Origin of the sequence: Allofrancisella frigidaquae (assembly GCF_012222825.1) — a bacterium.
Taxonomy (GTDB): domain Bacteria; phylum Pseudomonadota; class Gammaproteobacteria; order Francisellales; family Francisellaceae; genus Francisella; species Francisella frigidaquae.
Map to the genome: position 1 here is coordinate 1,074,178 of NZ_CP038017.1, position 18,226 is coordinate 1,092,403.

The following is an 18,226-nucleotide window of genomic DNA, read 5'->3' on the forward strand; positions in this document are numbered from 1 at the left end:
TTTGGTATATAAAGATATTTAACAATTCAGCATAGAAATAGACTTAAGTCTCTCGGATCATTAGTACTGGTAAGCTACATACATTACTGCACTTACACACCCAGCCTATCAACGTCGTAGTCTCCAACGTTCCTTACTAGCTTATAGCTAGAGAGATCTAATCTTGAAGGAGGCTTCCCGCTTAGATGCTTTCAGCGGTTATCCCGTCCGAACGTAGCTACCCGGCAATGCTTCTGGCGAAACAACCGGAACACCAGTGGTTCGTTCACTCCGGTCCTCTCGTACTAGGAGCAACTCTTCTCAAATCTCTAACGCCCACGGCAGATAGGGACCGAACTGTCTCACGACGTTCTGAACCCAGCTCGCGTACCACTTTAAATGGCGAACAGCCATACCCTTGGGACCTGCTTCAGCCCCAGGATGTGATGAGCCGACATCGAGGTGCCAAACTCCTCCGTCGATATGAACTCTTGGGAGGAATCAGCCTGTTATCCCCGGAGTACCTTTTATCCGTTGAGCGATGGCCTTTCCATACAGAACCACCGGATCACTAAGACCTACTTTCGTACCTGCTCGAGCCGTCACTCTCGCAGTCAAGCGCACTTTTGCCTTTATACTCTTGGTATGATTTCCGACCATACCGAGTGCACCTTCGTACTCCTCCGTTACTCTTTAGGAGGAGACCGCCCCAGTCAAACTACCCACCATACACTGTCCTCGCCTTCCGGCTGAGTTAGAACTTCAATAATTCAAGGGTGGTATTTCAAGGTCGACTCCACATGATCTAGCGACCATGCTTCTTAGTCCCCACCTATCCTACACATAAATGATCAAAGTCCAGTGCAAAGCTATAGTAAAGGTTCACGGGGTCTTTCCGTCTAACCGCGGGTACGCTGCATCTTCACAGCGATTTCAATTTCACTGAGTCTCTGGTGGAGACAGTGTGGCCATCGTTACGCCATTCGTGCAGGTCGGAACTTACCCGACAAGGAATTTCGCTACCTTAGGACCGTTATAGTTACGGCCGCCGTTTACTGGGGCTTCGATCCAGAGCTTCGCCTAAGCTAACCCCTTCAATTAACCTTCCAGCACCGGGCAGGCGTCACACCCTATACTTCCTCTCTCGAGTTCGCAGAGTGCTGTGTTTTTGATAAACAGTCGCAGCCACCTGGTATTTGCAACCCTCAACAGCTTACGTAGCAAGTACTTCACCATTAAGGGCACACCTTCTTCCAAAGTTACGGTGTCATTTTGCCTAGTTCCTTCACCAGAGTTCTCTCATAGCCTTAGTATTCTCTACCTACCCACCAGTGTCGGTTTACAGTACGGTTACTTATACAATATACTTAGAAGCTTTTCCTGGAAGCAGGGCATTAGTAGCTTCGCCAAATAAATTCGGCTTCGTCTCGTATCTCAGATCATCAAGATGCCGGATTTGCCTAGCACCTCTACCTACCTACTTTCACTTGGACAACCATGCGCCAAGCCTACCTAGCCTTCTCCGTCCCTCCTTCGTTCATATAAGCAGCACAGGAATATTAACCTGTTTCCCATCGACTTCACTCTTCAGCTACGCCTTAGGGGCCGGCTTACCCTACGTTGATTAACATTGCGTAGGAATCCTTGGGTTTTCGGCCAATAAGAATCTCACTTATTTTACGTTACTCATGTCAGCATTCGCACTTCTGATACCTCCAGCAAACTTCTCAATTCACCTTCATCGGCTTACAGAACGCTCCCCTACCAATATATTAAATATATTCCGCAACTTCGGTGCATAGCTTAGCCCCGTTAAATCTTACGTGCAGGCCGACTCGACCAGTGAGCTATTACGCTTTCTTTAAAGGATGGCTGCTTCTAAGCCAACCTCCTGGCTGTCTGGGCCTTCCCACTTCGTTTCCCACTTAGCTATGACTTAGGGACCTTAGTTGGCGGTCTGGGCTGTTTCCCTTTCCACGACGGACCTTAGCACCCGCCGTGTGTCTCCCGTGATAAAACTTGATCGTATTCTGAGTTTGCATCGAGTCGGTAAGCTCGTAAAAGCCCCTAGTCGAAACAGTGCTTTACCCCAATCAGTCAATTCACGAGGCACTACCTAAATAGTTTTCGGGGAGAACCAGCTATCTCCGTGCTTGATTAGCCTTTCACTCCGATCCACAGCTCATCCCATACTTTTGCAACAGTACCGGGTTCGGTCCTCCAGTTAGTATTACCTAACCTTCAACCTGGCCATGGATAGATCGCGCCGGTTTCGGGTCTACTCCTAGCGACTAGGCGCTCTATTAAAACTCGCTTTCGCTACGGATCCCTTATTCAGTTATCCTCGCCACTAAAAGTAACTCGCTGACCCATTATACAAAGGTACGCAGTCACATGACTAAATCATGCTCCTACTGCTTGTATGCAAGCGGTTTCAGATTCTATTTCACTCCCTTTATAAGGGTTCTTTTCACCTTTCCCTCACGGTACTAGTTCACTATCGGTCATTCAGGAGTATTTAGCCTTGGAGGATGGTCCCCCATGTTCAAACAAGGTTTCTCGTGCCTCGCCCTACTTGTTCGTATGCTTAGTTCCATCTTAATCATTTCGTATACGGGACTATCACCCTCTATCGTCAAGCTTCCCAACTTGTTCTACTATAATTAAGACTATATCATACCAGGCTCTTCCCACTTCGCTCGCCACTACTATGGGAATCTCAATTGATTTCTCTTCCTAAGGGTACTTAGATGTTTCAGTTCCCCTCGTTCGCTCTCTATCTTATATCAGATAAAGTAACTAGACTACTCTAGTTGGGTTCCCCCATTCGGAAATTCTGGGATCAATGCTTATTTGTCAGCTACCCCAGACTTATCGCAGACTAACACGTCCTTCTTCGCCTCTGAATGCCAAGGCATCCACCGCTTGCACTTATTTTCTTAAGTCTATCTCTATACTAAATTGTTAAATATCTCTATCTTCATGCAAATAAAACAGTGGTGGAGCCAAGCGGGATCGAACCGCTGACCCCCTGCGTGCAAAGCAGGTGCTCTCCCAGCTGAGCTATGGCCCCAAAAAAATGGTGGGTCTGAGTAGACTTGAACTACCGACCTCACCCTTATCAGGGGTGCGCTCTAACCAACTGAGCTACAGACCCGTATCTTATTTACACTAAAATCTATTATCTACAAACACTCTATCAATTTATCTGAATTAGCAATTAAGCTCTATTCTTATTATTCTTTTCGTATTTCCTTTAAGGAGGTGATCCAGCCGCAGGTTCCCCTACGGCTACCTTGTTACGACTTCACCCTAGTCATGAATCACTCCGTGGTAAACGCCCATTCGTTAAGCTATCTACTTCTGGAGCAACCCACTCCCATGGTGTGACGGGCGGTGTGTACAAGACCCGGGAACGTATTCACCGCGACATTCTGATTCGCGATTACTAGCGATTCCGACTTCATGCTCTCGAGTTGCAGAGAACAATCCGGACTAAGAGTACCTTTCTGAGTTTCGCTCCACCTCGCGGTTTGGCAGCCCTCTGTAATACCCATTGTAGCACGTGTGTAGCCCTGGTCGTAAGGGCCATGATGACTTGACGTCGTCCCCACCTTCCTCCGCCTTGTCAGCGGCAGTCTCAATAGAGTACCCAACTTAATGATGGTAACTATCAATAGGGGTTGCGCTCGTTGCGGGACTTAACCCAACATTTCACAACACGAGCTGACGACAGCCGTGCAGCACCTGTCACACAGTTCCCGAAGGCACCAATTCATCTCTGAAAAGTTCTGTGGATGTCAAGACCAGGTAAGGTTCTTCGCGTTGCATCGAATTAAACCACATGCTCCACCGCTTGTGCGGGTCCCCGTCAATTCCTTTGAGTTTTAGCCTTGCGGCCGTAGTCCCCAGGCGGAGTACTTATCGCGTTAGCTACGCCACTAGGCCCTTTACACCGAACCTAACAGCTAGTACTCATCGTTTACAGCGTGGACTACCAGGGTATCTAATCCTGTTTGATCCCCACGCTTTCGTCCCTCAGTGTCAGTATTAGTCCAGAATGTTGCCTTCGCCATCGGTGTTCCTTCTGATCTCTACGCATTTCACCGCTACACCAGAAATTCCCCATTCCTCTACCATACTCTAGTTTGACAGTATCAAATGCAGTTCCAAGGTTGAGCCCTGGGCTTTCACATCTGACTTATCAAACCACCTACAGACCCTTTACGCCCAGTAATTCCGATTAACGCTTGCACCCCGTATTACCGCGGCTGCTGGCACGGAGTTAGCCGGTGCTTATTCTTCAGGTAACGTCAATTCCATTAGCTATTAACTAACAGACCTTCCTCCCTAACTAAAGTGCTTTACAACCCTAAGGCCTTCTTCACACACATGGTATTGCTGGATCAGAGTTTCCTCCATTGTCCAATATTCCCCACTGCTGCCTCCCGTAGGAGTTTGGGCCGTGTCTCAGTCCCAATGTGGCTGATCATCCTCTCAAATCAGCTATGGATCGTCGCCTTGGTAGGCCCTTACCCTACCAACTAGCTAATCCAACGCAGGCTCATCCATTCGCGACAGCAACAAGTTGCCACCTTTAATCCTCAGATATTATGCGGTATTAACAGTCGTTTCCAACTGGTATCCCCTCAAATGGGTAAATTCCTACGCGTTACTCACCCGTCCGCCACTCGTCAGCATCCGAAGACCTGCTACCGTTCGACTTGCATGTGTTAAGCATACCACCAGCGTTCAATCTGAGCCAGGATCAAACTCTTCAGTTTAATCTATTTCTTGACTCAATTACTAAACTCAAATTCATCAACAAAGTGTTTGTATATAATATATCTCTTAAATATCTTTCAGGCCTAAACCCTCTCTACCGCTAACATCACCCGTCAGCCAGTGAAGACATATAATACACACCTACATCTCTCAACGCAAGAGATTTTTCTAAAATTTTTAAAGTTTTTTGATTTTTTAGCGTTTAGAATTCTATAGGTAATTGCTTATTATGTATTGTGAAGTTATTGCAAGTTGTTATTAGATAAGAATAACAAGGTAAAAACATTCTAAAATTATAGTTTTAACAGAATTAGAAACATATAACATTTTTCCAAATGCTCATTATTTTAAGTAAATAAGTGGTTTAAACATCTTTAGCACTTTATATACTATTAATTATTACTAATTAATTTTAACTAGTGACTATTAATTACACACCTACCAAATCTATTGACTTATAGTTATAATCATAGTCAGTAAACATAATTGTTTATGTTAAAACTAAGGAGAAAAATATGAATATAAAAAGAAAATTAATCTCAATAGTAACCTTAAGCCTAATGGGGTCTTCAGCTTTTGCTACTGAAGCTTGGTCTACTTCTGACCTAAGTAGCTACTCTGCAGGTACTATTGTAACTGATCAAGGCAAAACTTATAAATGTAAACCTTGGCCATATGAAGGTTGGTGTAAATCAGCTGCGTATAGACCTTCTGGTATATATGGTGCTGATGCTTGGGATGAGACAGGTCCTGGTCCAAGTCCAACTCCAGCTGAAAAGGTTACAGCAAATGTTTCTATTCAAGGTCAACTTCCTACTACGGCTGATATCGATTTTGTAAGTCCAAAAGGTACTTTTACTGTTTCAAATGGTAAAGTTACTTTAGAATATCCAAAAGATGGCTCAGAAACTTATACTGTTAAACTTAAAGGTGATGAAGGTACTATTTCTCCTTCTACAGTAACAGTTTCTGCTACAACTACAACTATTGCGTTAACTTATACCGCAAAACCTGCTCCTGAACCTACTCCAGGTATAAAAGCCTGGGATCCTTCTGCTGTTTATACTGCAGGTGACCAAGTAACATATAACAACTCTATATACGAGGCTAAATGGTGGACGCAAGGTAACAACCCTGAAACTTCTGGAGAATGGGGACCTTGGAAACTAGTAGGTGAAGATCCTGCTAAAGAAAAAGCTACTCTTACTATTACTATACCAGCAAAGCCTGCCTTTGTTACTGACTCTTCTTTACCTACTGTAACTGTATTTGATAAAAATAACACTAAAGTAGCTGAGAAAAAATGTTAATTGGAACTCTTCTGTTGACCTTAAAGTCCCTGCAGGAGAATTAAAAGTTTCTGTTAGCTCTATCGGTTCCAGCCGTGGTACTGCAACTCCTAATAACTTCTCTATAGCTAAAGGTGAAACTAAAAACATCGCAATAAGTTATGAACAAGCACAAGTAGGATCTATAAACTTAATAGCCTCTGCAGACAGAAGCGTTTCAAAAGCTGTAGATTATGTAGTTAAGGATGAAGCTGGAAATGTCGCTTCAGAAGGTACCGTAAATTTCACTTCTCCAACAGTTATTGATGACTTACCTGCATCTACTGAAGGTGTTAAATATACAATTACGGCTAAAGACTTTACTTATGATGGCAGAGCGTACGTATCAGAACCTACTGAAGTAGTAGTCTATAGCTTTAATAAGTCAGAAGCACAATTACAATTTACATCAGAAGAAATCCCAACAGAAGCTGTAAATATTACTGTTACTGATCTACCAAAAGGTAAAGAGACTACTTTAAAATTCACAAGTAGTAATGGTGATTCTCAACAACTAAAGGTTAACGCTAGTGGTGTTTATACTGAGCAACTACCAAAAGATGGTAATACTTGGACTGTATCTGCTGATAAAATCTCTGGATACAAAGATAGTATAAATCCTAGTTCTTTTGTGGCTGATCAAAACGAGCAAAATGTTAATTTAACTTTTGAACAAGTCGCTCCTATTGAAGCTGGTAAAAAAGTTATAGGTTATTGGGAAAACTGGAAGCCAGGTTTAATAAGTGGTGACTATAAAGGTAGTGCTGAAGATGTGGCTCCATATACTCATGTACTATACTCTTTCTTAACATTAGATAGCTCGCCAAATCCAGAAAATCCTGCTAATAAAAAATGGAATAGTGGTCATATAAATGAAAGTATGGCTGGCGCTGATGTTCTAAGTGTTATGGGTAACTATCAAAACCCGTGGGATAATAACTATAATTGGCAGAGGGTGCGTATAGACTCTCTCATAAACCTAACCCATGCTAATAATGGTAAGTTCATATGGGCAATTGGTGGCTGGTCTGATTTACAACAAACAATTAGTGATGATCAAATAGACGCTTTTGTTAATCAGGTTATCGAACTATTAAAACTTAGTGGTGATGGCGTAGATTTTGACTGGGAACATTTAAGCCAATTGGCTGATGGTTCACCCAACCCTAATAAAGAGCAACAATTAGCAACTTTAGCTAAAACTCTTAAAACCTTAAGAGAAAAACTAGATGCTGAAGGCATGAGTGATAAGCAAATAGGTTATACTACCAGATTTAACGCTTTCTTTGAAAGTAGTAAAAATCACGGTTTTGCAAACAACTTTAATTCTGATGGAGAAGGTATAGCTATTGAAAAATGGTTAAAAGACAATGGATCTTCATTAGATGAGGTTGTCAATTGGGTAAATATAATGGCTTACGATGTAAGTCCTAATGATATGCCTAATGGCAAAACTTGGACTAAAGCCGTTTATGAGGATATGTTAAATAGCTTCTCTAAATACGTAAATCCAAGCTTAGTAGTTCTTGGCTTTGAACCAGGTGGGCAAGCTGCATCTGGAGAATGGGAAGGACTGGAGCTTGATAAACAAATGATTGACTACGTTGCCGAAAAAGGTTTTGGTGGATCTATGTTCTGGGCTATAAACCAACCAGCGATGGGTACAGCTTCTACTTACTACCAAAATGTTATTACTGGTGATAACGTCAATAGTTTAGCAAATTACTCGCAAGATGCTTTTGCTGAGTAATTAAATTCTAAAAGAGAGAACTTTTCTTTCTTCTTTTTATGTTCCTGATATTCTTAAGTACTTTTAATCAAAATATTTCCAAAATGTACTAGTTTCCGCTATATTTACATATTATATTATTTTTTGTGATTAGTAGAAATGAGGTCAACTATTATGGATAAAAGCTTTTATTGCAGTATTAGAGATAAAATTAAAGAAATAAAAAATGCAGGAACCTACAAAAGTGAGCGAATTATAACAACCCCCCAAGAACCGTTAATAACTCTAGAAAATGGTAAGACTTTAATTAATTTCTGTGCAAATAATTACCTTGGTTTTGCGAATAATCCAGAACTAGTTGCTTATGCAAAAGAGCATATTGAAGAATGTGGATATGGTATGGCTTCTGTAAGGTTTATTTGTGGAACAAATAGTGTGCATAAACAATTAGAAAAAGAGTTGAGTGATTTTTTTGGATTTGAAGATACTATTTTATACCCTTCTTGCTTTGATGCTAATGCTGGGTTATTTGAAACTCTACTCACAAAAGAAGATGCTATTATTAGTGATTCTTTAAACCACGCCAGTATTATAGATGGTGTTAGACTTTGCAAAGCTATGAGATTTAGATACGATAACAATGATATGAAAGAACTAGAAGATAAGCTTATCGAAGCTGATAAAGCTGGAGCTAGATTTAAGATGATTGCTACAGATGGTGTTTTTTCTATGGATGGTATAATCGCAGATTTAAAATCAATTTGTGATCTAGCTGATAAATATAATGCTATAGTTATGGTTGATGATTCTCATGCTGCTGGTTTTGTAGGAAAAAATGGTAAAGGCTCAATAGAGCATTGTAATGTTATGGGTCGTGTGGATATTTTAACAGGAACTCTCGGAAAAGGCTTAGGTGGAGCATCTGGTGGATATATATGTGCAAAAAAAGAAGTAGTAGATTTATTAAAAAATCTATCTCGGCCATATTTATTCTCAAATGCTTTAGCACCTATTATTACAAAAACATCTCTAAAAGCTCTTGAAATAACTAAAAATTCTAACCACCTAAGGGAACAACTCCAATTAAACCAGCAACGATTTAGAACAAAAATGTCAGCAGCTGGTTTTGATCTGGTTCCTGGGGAACATCCTATTATCCCAGTAATGATATATGATGAAAAAACAGCAGCAATTCTTGCTGATAAACTTCTAGAATATGGTATTTATGTTATAGCTTTTTCATACCCTGTAGTTCCAAAAGGCAAAGCCCGAATTAGAACTCAAATGTCAGCTGCCCATACTTTTGAACAAATAGATAAAGCTGTGGATAGCTTTACAAAAGCAGCTAAAGAGCTGAACATCATATAATGCTTGACAGAACTTAGGAAATAAAAGCTTGTTAATTTAAACTCATATCAACAAAAAATAAGCTAGAGCTAAATAAGCTTACTATTTTCAGCATTTTTGATGAAAATGAAAATAAAAACTAACTCTAATATATCTATGAGCATTTATAGCCTGCTAGGTATAAAAAGCAGTACTAACTGGAATAGCTTAAAATCAAGCTATTCCAGTAGATTACGTGGTCAATCCCAACTGAATGACGTACTACTTTTTAGCGTAGTTAGCTATAGTACTAAGATTTAAGCAACAACTTTAATAAACAAAACTACATAAAGGATTTTTTTAAATATGAAAGCTTTAGCAAAGTTAAAGAAAGAGCCTGGAATTTGGATGATAAATGACGCTCCTATACCAGAATATGGTTATAATGACGTTTTAATTAAAATAAGAAAAACTGCTATCTGCGGTACGGATCTACATATATATAACTGGGACAAGTGGTCTCAACAAACAATCCCTGTGCCTATGATTATAGGGCATGAGTTTGTTGGTGAAGTAGCAGCCAAGGGTGATGGAGTAAAAGGATTAAATATAGGCGATAGAGTCTCTGGTGAAGGACATTTAGTATGTGGACTTTGTCGTAATTGTAAAGCAGGAAAACGTCATTTGTGTAGGTCCACGGTAGGTATTGGAGTAAATGTACAGGGAGCTTTTGCTGAATACTTAGTGATGACTGCTGCTAATGTTTTTAAAGTTCCTGATACCATCTGTGATGATATTGCTAGTATTTTTGATCCTCTTGGTAACGCAGTGCATACTGCTTTATCGTTTAACCTAACTGGAGAAGATGTCCTTATTACAGGAGCTGGTCCAATTGGCCTTATGGCTGTTAAAATTGCGAGGTTTTGTGGTGCTAGAAGAATCGTTGTAACTGACATTAATGAATATCGACTTAAGAAAGCAAAAGATTTTGGTGCTACTTTTGCTTTTAACGTGGGAAATTTTAAATCACAAGATGAATTGACCAAAAAAATGAAAGATATAATGTCTGAAATTGGTATGACAGAAGGCTTTGATGTAGGTTTAGAAATGTCAGGTATAAATTCAGCAATCTCAATGATGTTAAATGTAATGAATCATGGTGGTAAGGTGTCTTTATTAGGTATTTCATCTGGAGATATCACTATTGACTGGGGTGCAATATTGTTCAAAGGTCTTATATTAAAAGGCATATATGGTAGAGAAATGTTTGAAACTTGGTATCTAATGTCTAGTATGGTCCAAGCTGGACTAGATATGAATTCTGTGATTACACATAGATTTAATATAGATGACTACCAAGAAGCTTTCGAAATTATGAAAAGTGGCAAGTGTGGCAAAGTAATACTGGATTGGAGCAAAAGGTGAAAAAAACAAATCATACAAATACCATAAAAATAGACACTCAATGGATTTTCACACTTTTTGGGACAGCTGTTGGAGCGGGGCTCCTTTACTTACCTATTCAAGCTGGTGATAGTGGTTTTTGGGCATTAACCACAGTACTCATCTTGGCACTTCCTTTAACTTACTATTCTCATAAAAACATGGCTAACACTGTTATTGGAGCTAATGATGGCGGTATCGCAGAGGTTTTTACACATAATCTAGGAAAGCTACTCGGTTTAATATGTGTGGTACTGTACTTTTTTGCTATTTTCTTAAATATGCCCATGTACTCTATAGGTCTAAACAGCGAATTAGGTAACTTCTTATTATATTACAATATTACGGACTCTAACCTCTCTCAAAGTATTTGGTTTAGTTTTTTTATTTTATCAACCCTTTTAATAATAGTATCTTTAGGAATAAATATAATACTTAGATTTATGCAGTTTACTGTTTTATTTCTTATAATATTAGTTATTACTCTGTCTGTATATATAATTCCTTACTGGAATGGCAAATTTATAACCGAAAGTAGTTTTAGTTTTATTAGTTACATAAAAGGATTACTTATGGTCTTACCTATCCTTGTATTGTCAATGAATCATTCACCTGTTATTTCTAGCTTAGTAATATTCTACAGAGAGAATATCAAACTTAAACATGAGGATGAAAAAGCTAAAGTATATAAAATACTTAAGGTTAATTCATTAATCCTATTTATTTTTGTACTACTTTTTGTAACTTCATGTTTATTAAGCACTACAGTAGCTGACCTTCATATGGCTAACGTTAATAATCTTTCTATAGTAACTCTAATACAAAAGCAACACCCTAATACTTTTTTAAAGATATTAGCACCAATGATAGTATTTACAGCTATTATAAGTTCTTTTATTGGCTGCTATATAGGTTCAAAAGAAGCTTTAAAGTTTTTGTTCAGATATTTATTTAAAGGTGTTTGTAATATACAAGTAAAAGACTCTTTAATTAATACCCTTTGTATAACTATTATTTTTTTAGTTTTATGGGTTTGTACGATATGTAATTTTAGTATACTCCGCATAATAGGGATCCTGGTCGCCCCAACAGTAGCTTTTTTATTATATATACTACCTGTATTAATCATCTATAAAAATGTTAAATGCAAAGAGTATCGCAAGGTTGTATTAGATTCATTATTAGTGATAATAGGATGTGTAATAATTTTTGGATACATAATAGGATTACTACTTAGCTAATATCAATTCCAACATAAATTGGTGCATTTATCACAAAGGAGTTTATGACTAATTTAAGTTTTTGATGTGCAGGCAATAGCAGTGGCTATTGGCAAATATCAAAGGATTAAATTAGGTATGAAATACAAAGTTAGAAAGTACTAATATGTGTTGGAATTGGTATAAGCTCGGCAAAGCCAATCTATTAGCTCTAAGTCTTCTTGAGTTGTTACTTTAATATTACTTCTAGATCCTTGAATAATTAAAGGACTGCTTCCATATAATTCTAATGCTGATGCTTCATCTGTAACTAGCTTTGCTAAATCATTAAGCCGGCAATATTCAAAAGCATTATACAACAAACTAAGCTCACATAATTGTGGAGTTTGAGCTAACCATATGTTATCACGATTAAGTGTTTTATCTATAGTAATTGGGCTATTAGAAGTCACCTGCTTAACCGTTTCAAAGGCTCTAATACCTAAGATCCCACTTTTACATTTAGACAATTTAACAGCTTCATACAAATTTTTAGTATCTTGGAATGTAACATTTGGTCTTGCTGCGTCATGAACAAATATCCAGGTAGTCTGAGATCTTATTTGTATCTGTTTTAAAGCGTTATAGACGCTATCAAAACGTGTCTCCCCCCCTAAACAAGTAACTACTTTAGGATGACTAAAATATATAGAATCTTTCCAGAAGTTATCATCTTTATTAAGAGCTACTATGACCTTATCAAAAAAATCGGGTTCTATAAATTTCTCTAGAGCTGTATCTAGGATAGTTTTATTATTTGAAAGCTTAAAATACTGTTTAGGAATATCAAGTGCCATTCTAGTTCCAATACCCGCAGCTGGAATTATTACATATTTACTAGAATCATTTGACACTATAAAAGACCTCTCCTTTCTTTATAAAACCCATATTTTGGCGGGCGAGACTCTCTAGTACTTCACTGTTTTTACGTAAAGAAACAACCTCAGAATATAATTGGGCATTGGTCTGATATTGCTCTTGGACTTCCTTTGTTTGAGTTTTTACTGCTTTTTTTAAATGCTCATAACTAAGTAATCCTGTATTACTAAACCACAAATCATATTGTAAGATAGTAATCAAAAGTAACACTATTGTTATAAAAATATAGAAAAAAGTATTAGATTTACCCATTTTGCAAAAAACTACTACTGTTATTGAACTTGAATAACAACTTTTTCATTTTCAGTTTCTTGTACTACTATTTCTTGAGGTTCTTCTTCATCAGAGTTAAACACAAATGCTTTTATACCCGGGTAGATTGCATTTTCACCTAACTCTTCTTCTATTCTAAGTAATTGATTATATTTAGCTATACGATCAGATCTAGAAAGAGAGCCTGTTTTTATTTGTCCAGAACAAGTAGCTACTGCTAAATCCGCTATAATCGTATCAGAAGTCTCACCCGAACGATGTGAAATCACACAAGTGTACCCTGCTTGGCCAGCCATAGCCATAGCCTCAAAAGTTTCTGTTAAAGACCCGATTTGGTTTAATTTAATTAAAATAGAATTGGCTACACCTTTTTCAATACCTTTAGATAAGATACTAGGATTTGTTACAAATAGATCATCACCTACTAATTGTACTTTTGAGCCAAGTTTTTCTGTTAATAATTTCCAGCCATCCCAATCTTCTTCAGCAAGACCATCTTCGATAGAAATTATAGGGTATTTTTCAACCCATGCAGCGTAGTAATCAACCATTTCTTGGCTTGTTAGAGATTTATTTTCTGACTTAAGTTCATACTTACCATCTTTGTAAAACTCACTACTAGCTGGATCTAAAGCAATAAATACATGCTTACCTGGCTCATAACCTGCCTTTTTGACTGCTTTTAGTATCGCTTCTATAGCAGCTTCATTTGATGGAAGATCTGGAGCATAGCCGCCTTCATCACCTACCCCAGCGATGCTATAACCATCTTCTATTAAAACTTTCTTTAAGGTATGAAAAACCTCTGTACCACATCTTAGTGCTTCTGAAAAACTTTCAAAGCCTGCTGGTACTATCATGAACTCTTGCATATCAACATTGTTATCCGCATGAGCACCACCATTGATAACGTTCATCATTGGTACAGGCATGAGATATTCTTGTACATCCATTAAATAACGATAGAAAGGTTTTCTCAAATGTGAAGCTGCTGCTCTAGCTGTAGCCAAAGATACACCTAAGATAGCATTTGCACCTAGGTTTTTTTTATTTTCTGTACCATCTAAATCTATCATAGTTTTATCAACTAATCTTTGGTCTAAAGCATCTAGTCCTTTTATAACTTGGGCAATTTTAGTGTTAACATTTTCAACTGCTTTATAAACACTTTTTCCTAAATAAATGTCTTTATTACCATCCCTAAGTTCTAATGCTTCTTTAATCCCAGTAGATGCTCCAGAAGGTACTGCAGCTCTACCAAAAGCACCACTTTCTAAAACAACATCTACTTCAACAGTAGGATTTCCACGTGAATCTAATATCTGTCTAGCAACAACTTGCTTAATTAACGATGACATAACTATTCTCCTTTAGGTAAATTAAGTCTTTTGAAATCTTGAAAAATCTATTGTGTCATTATAAGCTAGGTGTAATAGCTTTGCAATCAATATACTTAGTACGTCGCTACTCTATAAGCTTATCTGAAACAACTTCTTGAGCTTCACTAAACCCTACACTTTCAGGGGATATCGGTGTGAATTGCACCGTTCCTGTAGCTGATTTTCTTGCTGATAATCTATAAAATGTATATAAACATAATAATGTACTGAATAAAGCTGTTATGATAAAAAAACCAAACGGGCCTACAAAATCCATAATATTAGAAATTATTATAGGTCCAATAACAGAACCAACTCCATATGCAATGGTTATTACGCCTATAGCTCCTAAAATTTCATGCTCATCTAAAAAATCACTAGCATGAGATATTGATAAAGGATACACCACAAAAGCACACCCACCAAATAAAAAGACTGCTATAAAAAATAATAAATGAGTTTTGTAAAATAGACAAATACAAACAGAAGTTATTATAAGCCCCAATGCTACTAATAATATAACTTTTCTACGATCGATCAAATCAGATAGCTTACCTATAGGAACTTGTAGTAACATCCCTCCTAAAATAGTCGTCATCATTAAAATTGAAAGCATATTATGCGTAATATCAACTCTAACTAAAAATATAGGGAGCAAAGTGTATATTGAGCCTAACAATGCACCCCCTATAACACTAGCTGCCATTGCAAGTGGTACTTTTTTTATAATTTTCATAGGGGAACAAACCTGCTCTGAATTAGGCACAGGTGCTACTGTTCCTGTAAACGCCATAAGTACAATAGCTATACTACATAGAGATGATATAAAACAATATGCTAGCAAATTTTCACTAAAATTAAAGTTTATCATTAGCTGAGAAAAAGCTTGTGTACCGTAATATACAAGTAGGTATATTGAAAACACTAACCCTCTATTTTTTTTATCAGACGATAAAATACACCAACTTTCTATAATTAGAAATAAAGCTGCTAAAGCATATCCACAAGTGAACCTAAAAAATACCCAAACAAAAATGCCCTTAAAAATACCAAGTATTAATGTACTTATAGCCATTAATGAAGCAAACAATACAAAAGCTCTAATATAACCTACTCTTGTAATTGTAAACTGAGAAAAATAAGAACCTGTAGTCATACCAAAAAAATATGCAGCCGATATAATCCCTATTATAAAATTAGATCTTCCAAGAGTATTAAGCTCGATCGAAGAAAAAGTAGTAAAAAAGCCGTTACCAAAAGATAGTACGCACATTGCTATAATTGGTGTCAAAATTAGAAAAAGTGTTTGCCTAACAGTCATTTAAATTAAATATTTTTTGCTTCTAATTGTAAATTATATAGAATGGTGATTTACAAGTTAAGTTAATTACGCAGATAAAATTTGTTTTTAGCAGGCTATAATAAATAACTTCTAATTTAAGTAAAGAATTTCTAGAACATATTTATTACCATTTTATTTCCTTAGTTTGCATTTTATTCATTTTCAACCAACTAATATAACCATAAAATGCATTAATTAAAGTTAAAGACCTAGTAATAACAACAGGAGTCAAAGCTAACGTAATTTCTTTACCTACTAAACCATCTAACCAAATCACAATTGTTAAAATATCTATAATAAGCCACAGCACCCACTGTTCAGCGTAAGATCTCACCATCAGTAAGAATGCTATTACAGAAACTACTCCCACCACAGAATCAGCTAATAAACCTATATTTTGCTCAAAAAGTTTGTATAAAATGAAATAGCCATATAAAGACGCACATATCGCGACTATAATTAAAATCGATAAAAACTGTTTTAAAGTCAATCGCCTAGCTTTTACTGTTGAGCTAGTATGCATATTCTCAGGGTCTGACCAGATGTACCAACCATAAAATTGCATTGGAGTAAAAAACAATATAAATAGCAAAAATTGTCCATATACCTGATTCTGTAAAGAAATAATAGCATATAAAAAGCAGCTAACTATACCTATAAAATAGTTTAAGAGTTTACCTTTTGCAACCAATATAAGGTTAATTATACTTAACAGTGAATATATAAAGATAATAGCCTCTGCTTGGGTTAAAATACTTGTTATACCTGTTAATAATATACAAACAAATAACCAAGTTATCTCTTTTTTACTCCAGCCGTCGAAGATATCTTCTTTTTTAAAATCTTTAAAACTAGCCAAGTATGTATATGTCTGAGTATAAAATTTCCTTAAAATTATGCTTAGCATTTTAGTTACCTTTTAATTATAAAACAATAGCTATAAAATTGTACAATTAAACAAAATCATTTACCATTAGTTCTATAGCACCATATAATTTTAGCTTAAAAAGTTTTTTCAAAAACTGCTATAGATTCAACATGCATAGTATGAGGAAACATATCCATTACTCCAGCATGTATTAGCTTGTATCCTTTTTGGTTAACTAAAATCCCAGCATCTCTAGCTAAAGTTGCTGTATCACATGATACATATACTATTTTTTGAACACCAAATTTTTCAATATTTTGGCAAACTTCCAAAGCTCCAGCTCTTGGTGGATCCAAAAGCATTTTATTATATTCAAAATTACTGAACCACTCTTTACCCTCGAAACTCTCAAATAAGTTAGCAGTATAAAACTTCACATTAAGAATACCGTTAGTATCTGCTGTCTGTATTGCTCGCTCAACCATAGCCTGTTCACCTTCTACACCTATAACAGATTTAGCATATTGTGATAGCGGAAAAGTAAAATTGCCTAAACCACAAAATAAATCAATAATTGAATCGTCTTTTGATACGTCCAAAAGAGTTATAGCTCTTCGGATCATTTTTCTGTTTATGTCGCTATTTACTTGAGTAAAATCGTTCGGTTCAAAGTTTATTTTTATACCATCAGCTGGTTGATAACTAAGTTGAGTTGGTGTTTGAGATTTTTCTGGATATAACCTAAATACAGTGTCAGGCCCTTTTGACTGAAGATAAATCCAATAGTTATTTTCGTTACCGAATTTTTTTAATTTTTCAATATCTTCATTAGCGAATGGTTCTAAATGCCTAAAGATAATAGCTGTCCTATAATCATCTATAGCCACTTCTAGTTGAGCTATTTGCTGATAAATGGATAAACTTTCAACAAAGCTTGCTATATATGCTATCTTCTCACCCACTACAGGGTTTAGAACTACACATTTATCAATTTCTGCCAAAAATCTGCCATTACGTTCCCTAAAACCAACTAGGATTTTATTCTTTTTGTTTACGTAACGAACACCTAATCTAGCTTTATTTCGATACCCTTCCGTATTTTCCGTTTGTAAAGGCGGTAAAATACTTTCAGGAACTACCCCTTGTCCAATATATTTTAGCTGGTTAAATAAGGTATTTTGTTTATGCTCGATTTGAGCTATAGGTGACATATGCTGTAGATTACAGCCTCCACAAGTTTCAAAATACTCACATTTAGGAGCGATTCTATCAGGTGATTTTTTAACAAATTCAATCACTCGACCTTCATCAAACTTAGTTTTTGAAAACGTGTATTCAAATTTGACTATTTCAGTAGGGAGCGTAAAAGGTATAAAAGTGGTTTTACCATCAACCTTTGCTATACCTCTACCATCATGGCTTAAGGATATAATTTCAGCTTCAAAGATACCTTCTTTAAGCTTATTTTTTCTAGATCTTCCCATTTAGATTTTAATTTAAAAAATTAATTAGAGCAATTTTATGTAATAAATTTAACAAATACAATCAAAGTTGGGCTTTTAATTATTAATAAAATATCTTGGGTTTAATATAGATAAACTACTATAAAAACTAATTTACTGAATTGATTTGATAT

General features: G+C 36.6%; 11 protein-coding genes, 2 tRNA genes and 2 rRNA genes. 5 read left to right on the forward strand and 10 right to left on the reverse strand.

Features of this window, described 5'->3' with window-relative positions; genetic code table 11:
* Positions 1-39 precede the first annotated feature (39 nt).
* From E3E15_RS05035 to E3E15_RS05050, 4 genes are all read right to left on the reverse strand, one after another.
* Positions 40-2,924, reverse strand: a 23S ribosomal RNA gene (locus tag E3E15_RS05035).
* A 52-nt stretch (positions 2,925-2,976) separates the two neighbouring features.
* Positions 2,977-3,052: transfer RNA gene (locus E3E15_RS05040), tRNA-Ala, on the reverse strand.
* Between the two features lie 7 nt (positions 3,053-3,059).
* Positions 3,060-3,136: transfer RNA gene (locus tag E3E15_RS05045), tRNA-Ile, on the reverse strand.
* Between the two features lie 100 nt (positions 3,137-3,236).
* Positions 3,237-4,763: ribosomal RNA gene (locus tag E3E15_RS05050) — 16S ribosomal RNA — on the reverse strand.
* The 16S and 23S rRNA genes sit together here with 2 tRNA genes alongside, the layout of an rRNA operon.
* Positions 4,764-5,279: 516 nt before the next feature.
* Here E3E15_RS05050 and E3E15_RS07910 point away from each other — a divergent pair.
* The 5 genes from E3E15_RS07910 (at position 5,280) to E3E15_RS05075 (ending at position 11,831) form a co-directional block, all read left to right on the forward strand.
* Positions 5,280-6,074: a carbohydrate-binding protein gene (locus tag E3E15_RS07910; protein WP_245313649.1), complete on the forward strand. Its 795-nt coding sequence runs from the start codon at positions 5,280-5,282 to the stop codon at positions 6,072-6,074.
* A 649-nt stretch (positions 6,075-6,723) separates the two neighbouring features.
* Positions 6,724-7,842 carry a glycosyl hydrolase family 18 protein gene (locus E3E15_RS07915; protein ID WP_245313650.1) on the forward strand — a complete coding sequence of 373 codons (1,119 nt, stop codon included), beginning with the start codon at positions 6,724-6,726 and terminating at the stop codon, positions 7,840-7,842.
* Positions 7,843-7,995: 153 nt separating this feature from the next.
* Positions 7,996-9,189 carry a glycine C-acetyltransferase gene (locus E3E15_RS05065; protein WP_172106841.1) on the forward strand — a complete coding sequence of 398 codons (1,194 nt, stop codon included), beginning with the start codon at positions 7,996-7,998 and terminating at the stop codon, positions 9,187-9,189.
* A 324-nt stretch (positions 9,190-9,513) separates the two neighbouring features.
* Complete coding sequence (tdh, locus tag E3E15_RS05070; protein WP_035719577.1) at positions 9,514-10,572, forward strand: L-threonine 3-dehydrogenase; 1,059 nt, start codon at positions 9,514-9,516, stop codon at positions 10,570-10,572.
* Positions 10,569-11,831, forward strand: coding sequence for an amino acid permease (locus E3E15_RS05075; protein ID WP_035719578.1), 1,263 nt, complete (start codon positions 10,569-10,571; stop codon positions 11,829-11,831). Before tdh ends, E3E15_RS05075 begins: the two co-directional genes overlap by 4 nt.
* 140 nt (positions 11,832-11,971) lie before the next feature.
* On the opposite strand, the gene E3E15_RS05080 is transcribed toward E3E15_RS05075, so the two are convergent.
* From E3E15_RS05080 to rlmD, 6 genes are all read right to left on the reverse strand, one after another.
* Complete coding sequence (locus E3E15_RS05080) at positions 11,972-12,646, reverse strand: IspD/TarI family cytidylyltransferase (protein WP_051686761.1); 675 nt, start codon at positions 12,644-12,646, stop codon at positions 11,972-11,974.
* Between the two features lie 46 nt (positions 12,647-12,692).
* Positions 12,693-12,980 (reverse strand): FtsB family cell division protein, encoded by a 288-nt coding sequence (locus E3E15_RS05085; protein ID WP_035719580.1) that lies wholly within the window; start codon positions 12,978-12,980, stop codon positions 12,693-12,695.
* A 20-nt stretch (positions 12,981-13,000) separates the two neighbouring features.
* Entirely contained in the window at positions 13,001-14,359 is a 1,359-nt protein-coding gene (eno, locus tag E3E15_RS05090; RefSeq protein WP_035719582.1) for a phosphopyruvate hydratase, read from the reverse strand.
* Between the two features lie 106 nt (positions 14,360-14,465).
* Complete coding sequence (locus E3E15_RS05095; RefSeq protein WP_035719584.1) at positions 14,466-15,701, reverse strand: MFS transporter; 1,236 nt, start codon at positions 15,699-15,701, stop codon at positions 14,466-14,468.
* 145 nt (positions 15,702-15,846) lie between these two features.
* The gene (gene pnuC, locus E3E15_RS05100) at positions 15,847-16,629 is read right to left on the reverse strand and encodes a nicotinamide riboside transporter PnuC (protein ID WP_081835920.1); all 783 of its coding nucleotides are present in this window, start codon (positions 16,627-16,629) and stop codon (positions 15,847-15,849) included.
* 95 nt (positions 16,630-16,724) lie between these two features.
* Positions 16,725-18,074, reverse strand: a complete 1,350-nt coding sequence (rlmD, locus tag E3E15_RS05105; RefSeq protein WP_172106843.1) for a 23S rRNA (uracil(1939)-C(5))-methyltransferase RlmD — start codon at positions 18,072-18,074, stop codon at positions 16,725-16,727.
* Between the last annotated feature and the right edge of the window lie 152 nt (positions 18,075-18,226).

Coding starts and splice junctions, on each gene's coding strand:
- E3E15_RS07910 (WP_245313649.1), top strand. CDS start 5,280: ATGAATATAAAAAGAAAATTAATCTCAATAGTAACCTTAAGCCTAATG.
- E3E15_RS05065 (WP_172106841.1), top strand. CDS start 7,996: ATGGATAAAAGCTTTTATTGCAGTATTAGAGATAAAATTAAAGAAATA.
- tdh (WP_035719577.1), top strand. CDS start 9,514: ATGAAAGCTTTAGCAAAGTTAAAGAAAGAGCCTGGAATTTGGATGATA.
- E3E15_RS05080 (WP_051686761.1), bottom strand. CDS start 12,646: ATGGCACTTGATATTCCTAAACAGTATTTTAAGCTTTCAAATAATAAA.
- E3E15_RS05085 (WP_035719580.1), bottom strand. CDS start 12,980: ATGGGTAAATCTAATACTTTTTTCTATATTTTTATAACAATAGTGTTA.
- eno (WP_035719582.1), bottom strand. CDS start 14,359: ATGTCATCGTTAATTAAGCAAGTTGTTGCTAGACAGATATTAGATTCA.
- E3E15_RS05095 (WP_035719584.1), bottom strand. CDS start 15,701: ATGACTGTTAGGCAAACACTTTTTCTAATTTTGACACCAATTATAGCA.
- pnuC (WP_081835920.1), bottom strand. CDS start 16,629: ATGCTAAGCATAATTTTAAGGAAATTTTATACTCAGACATATACATAC.
- rlmD (WP_172106843.1), bottom strand. CDS start 18,074: ATGGGAAGATCTAGAAAAAATAAGCTTAAAGAAGGTATCTTTGAAGCT.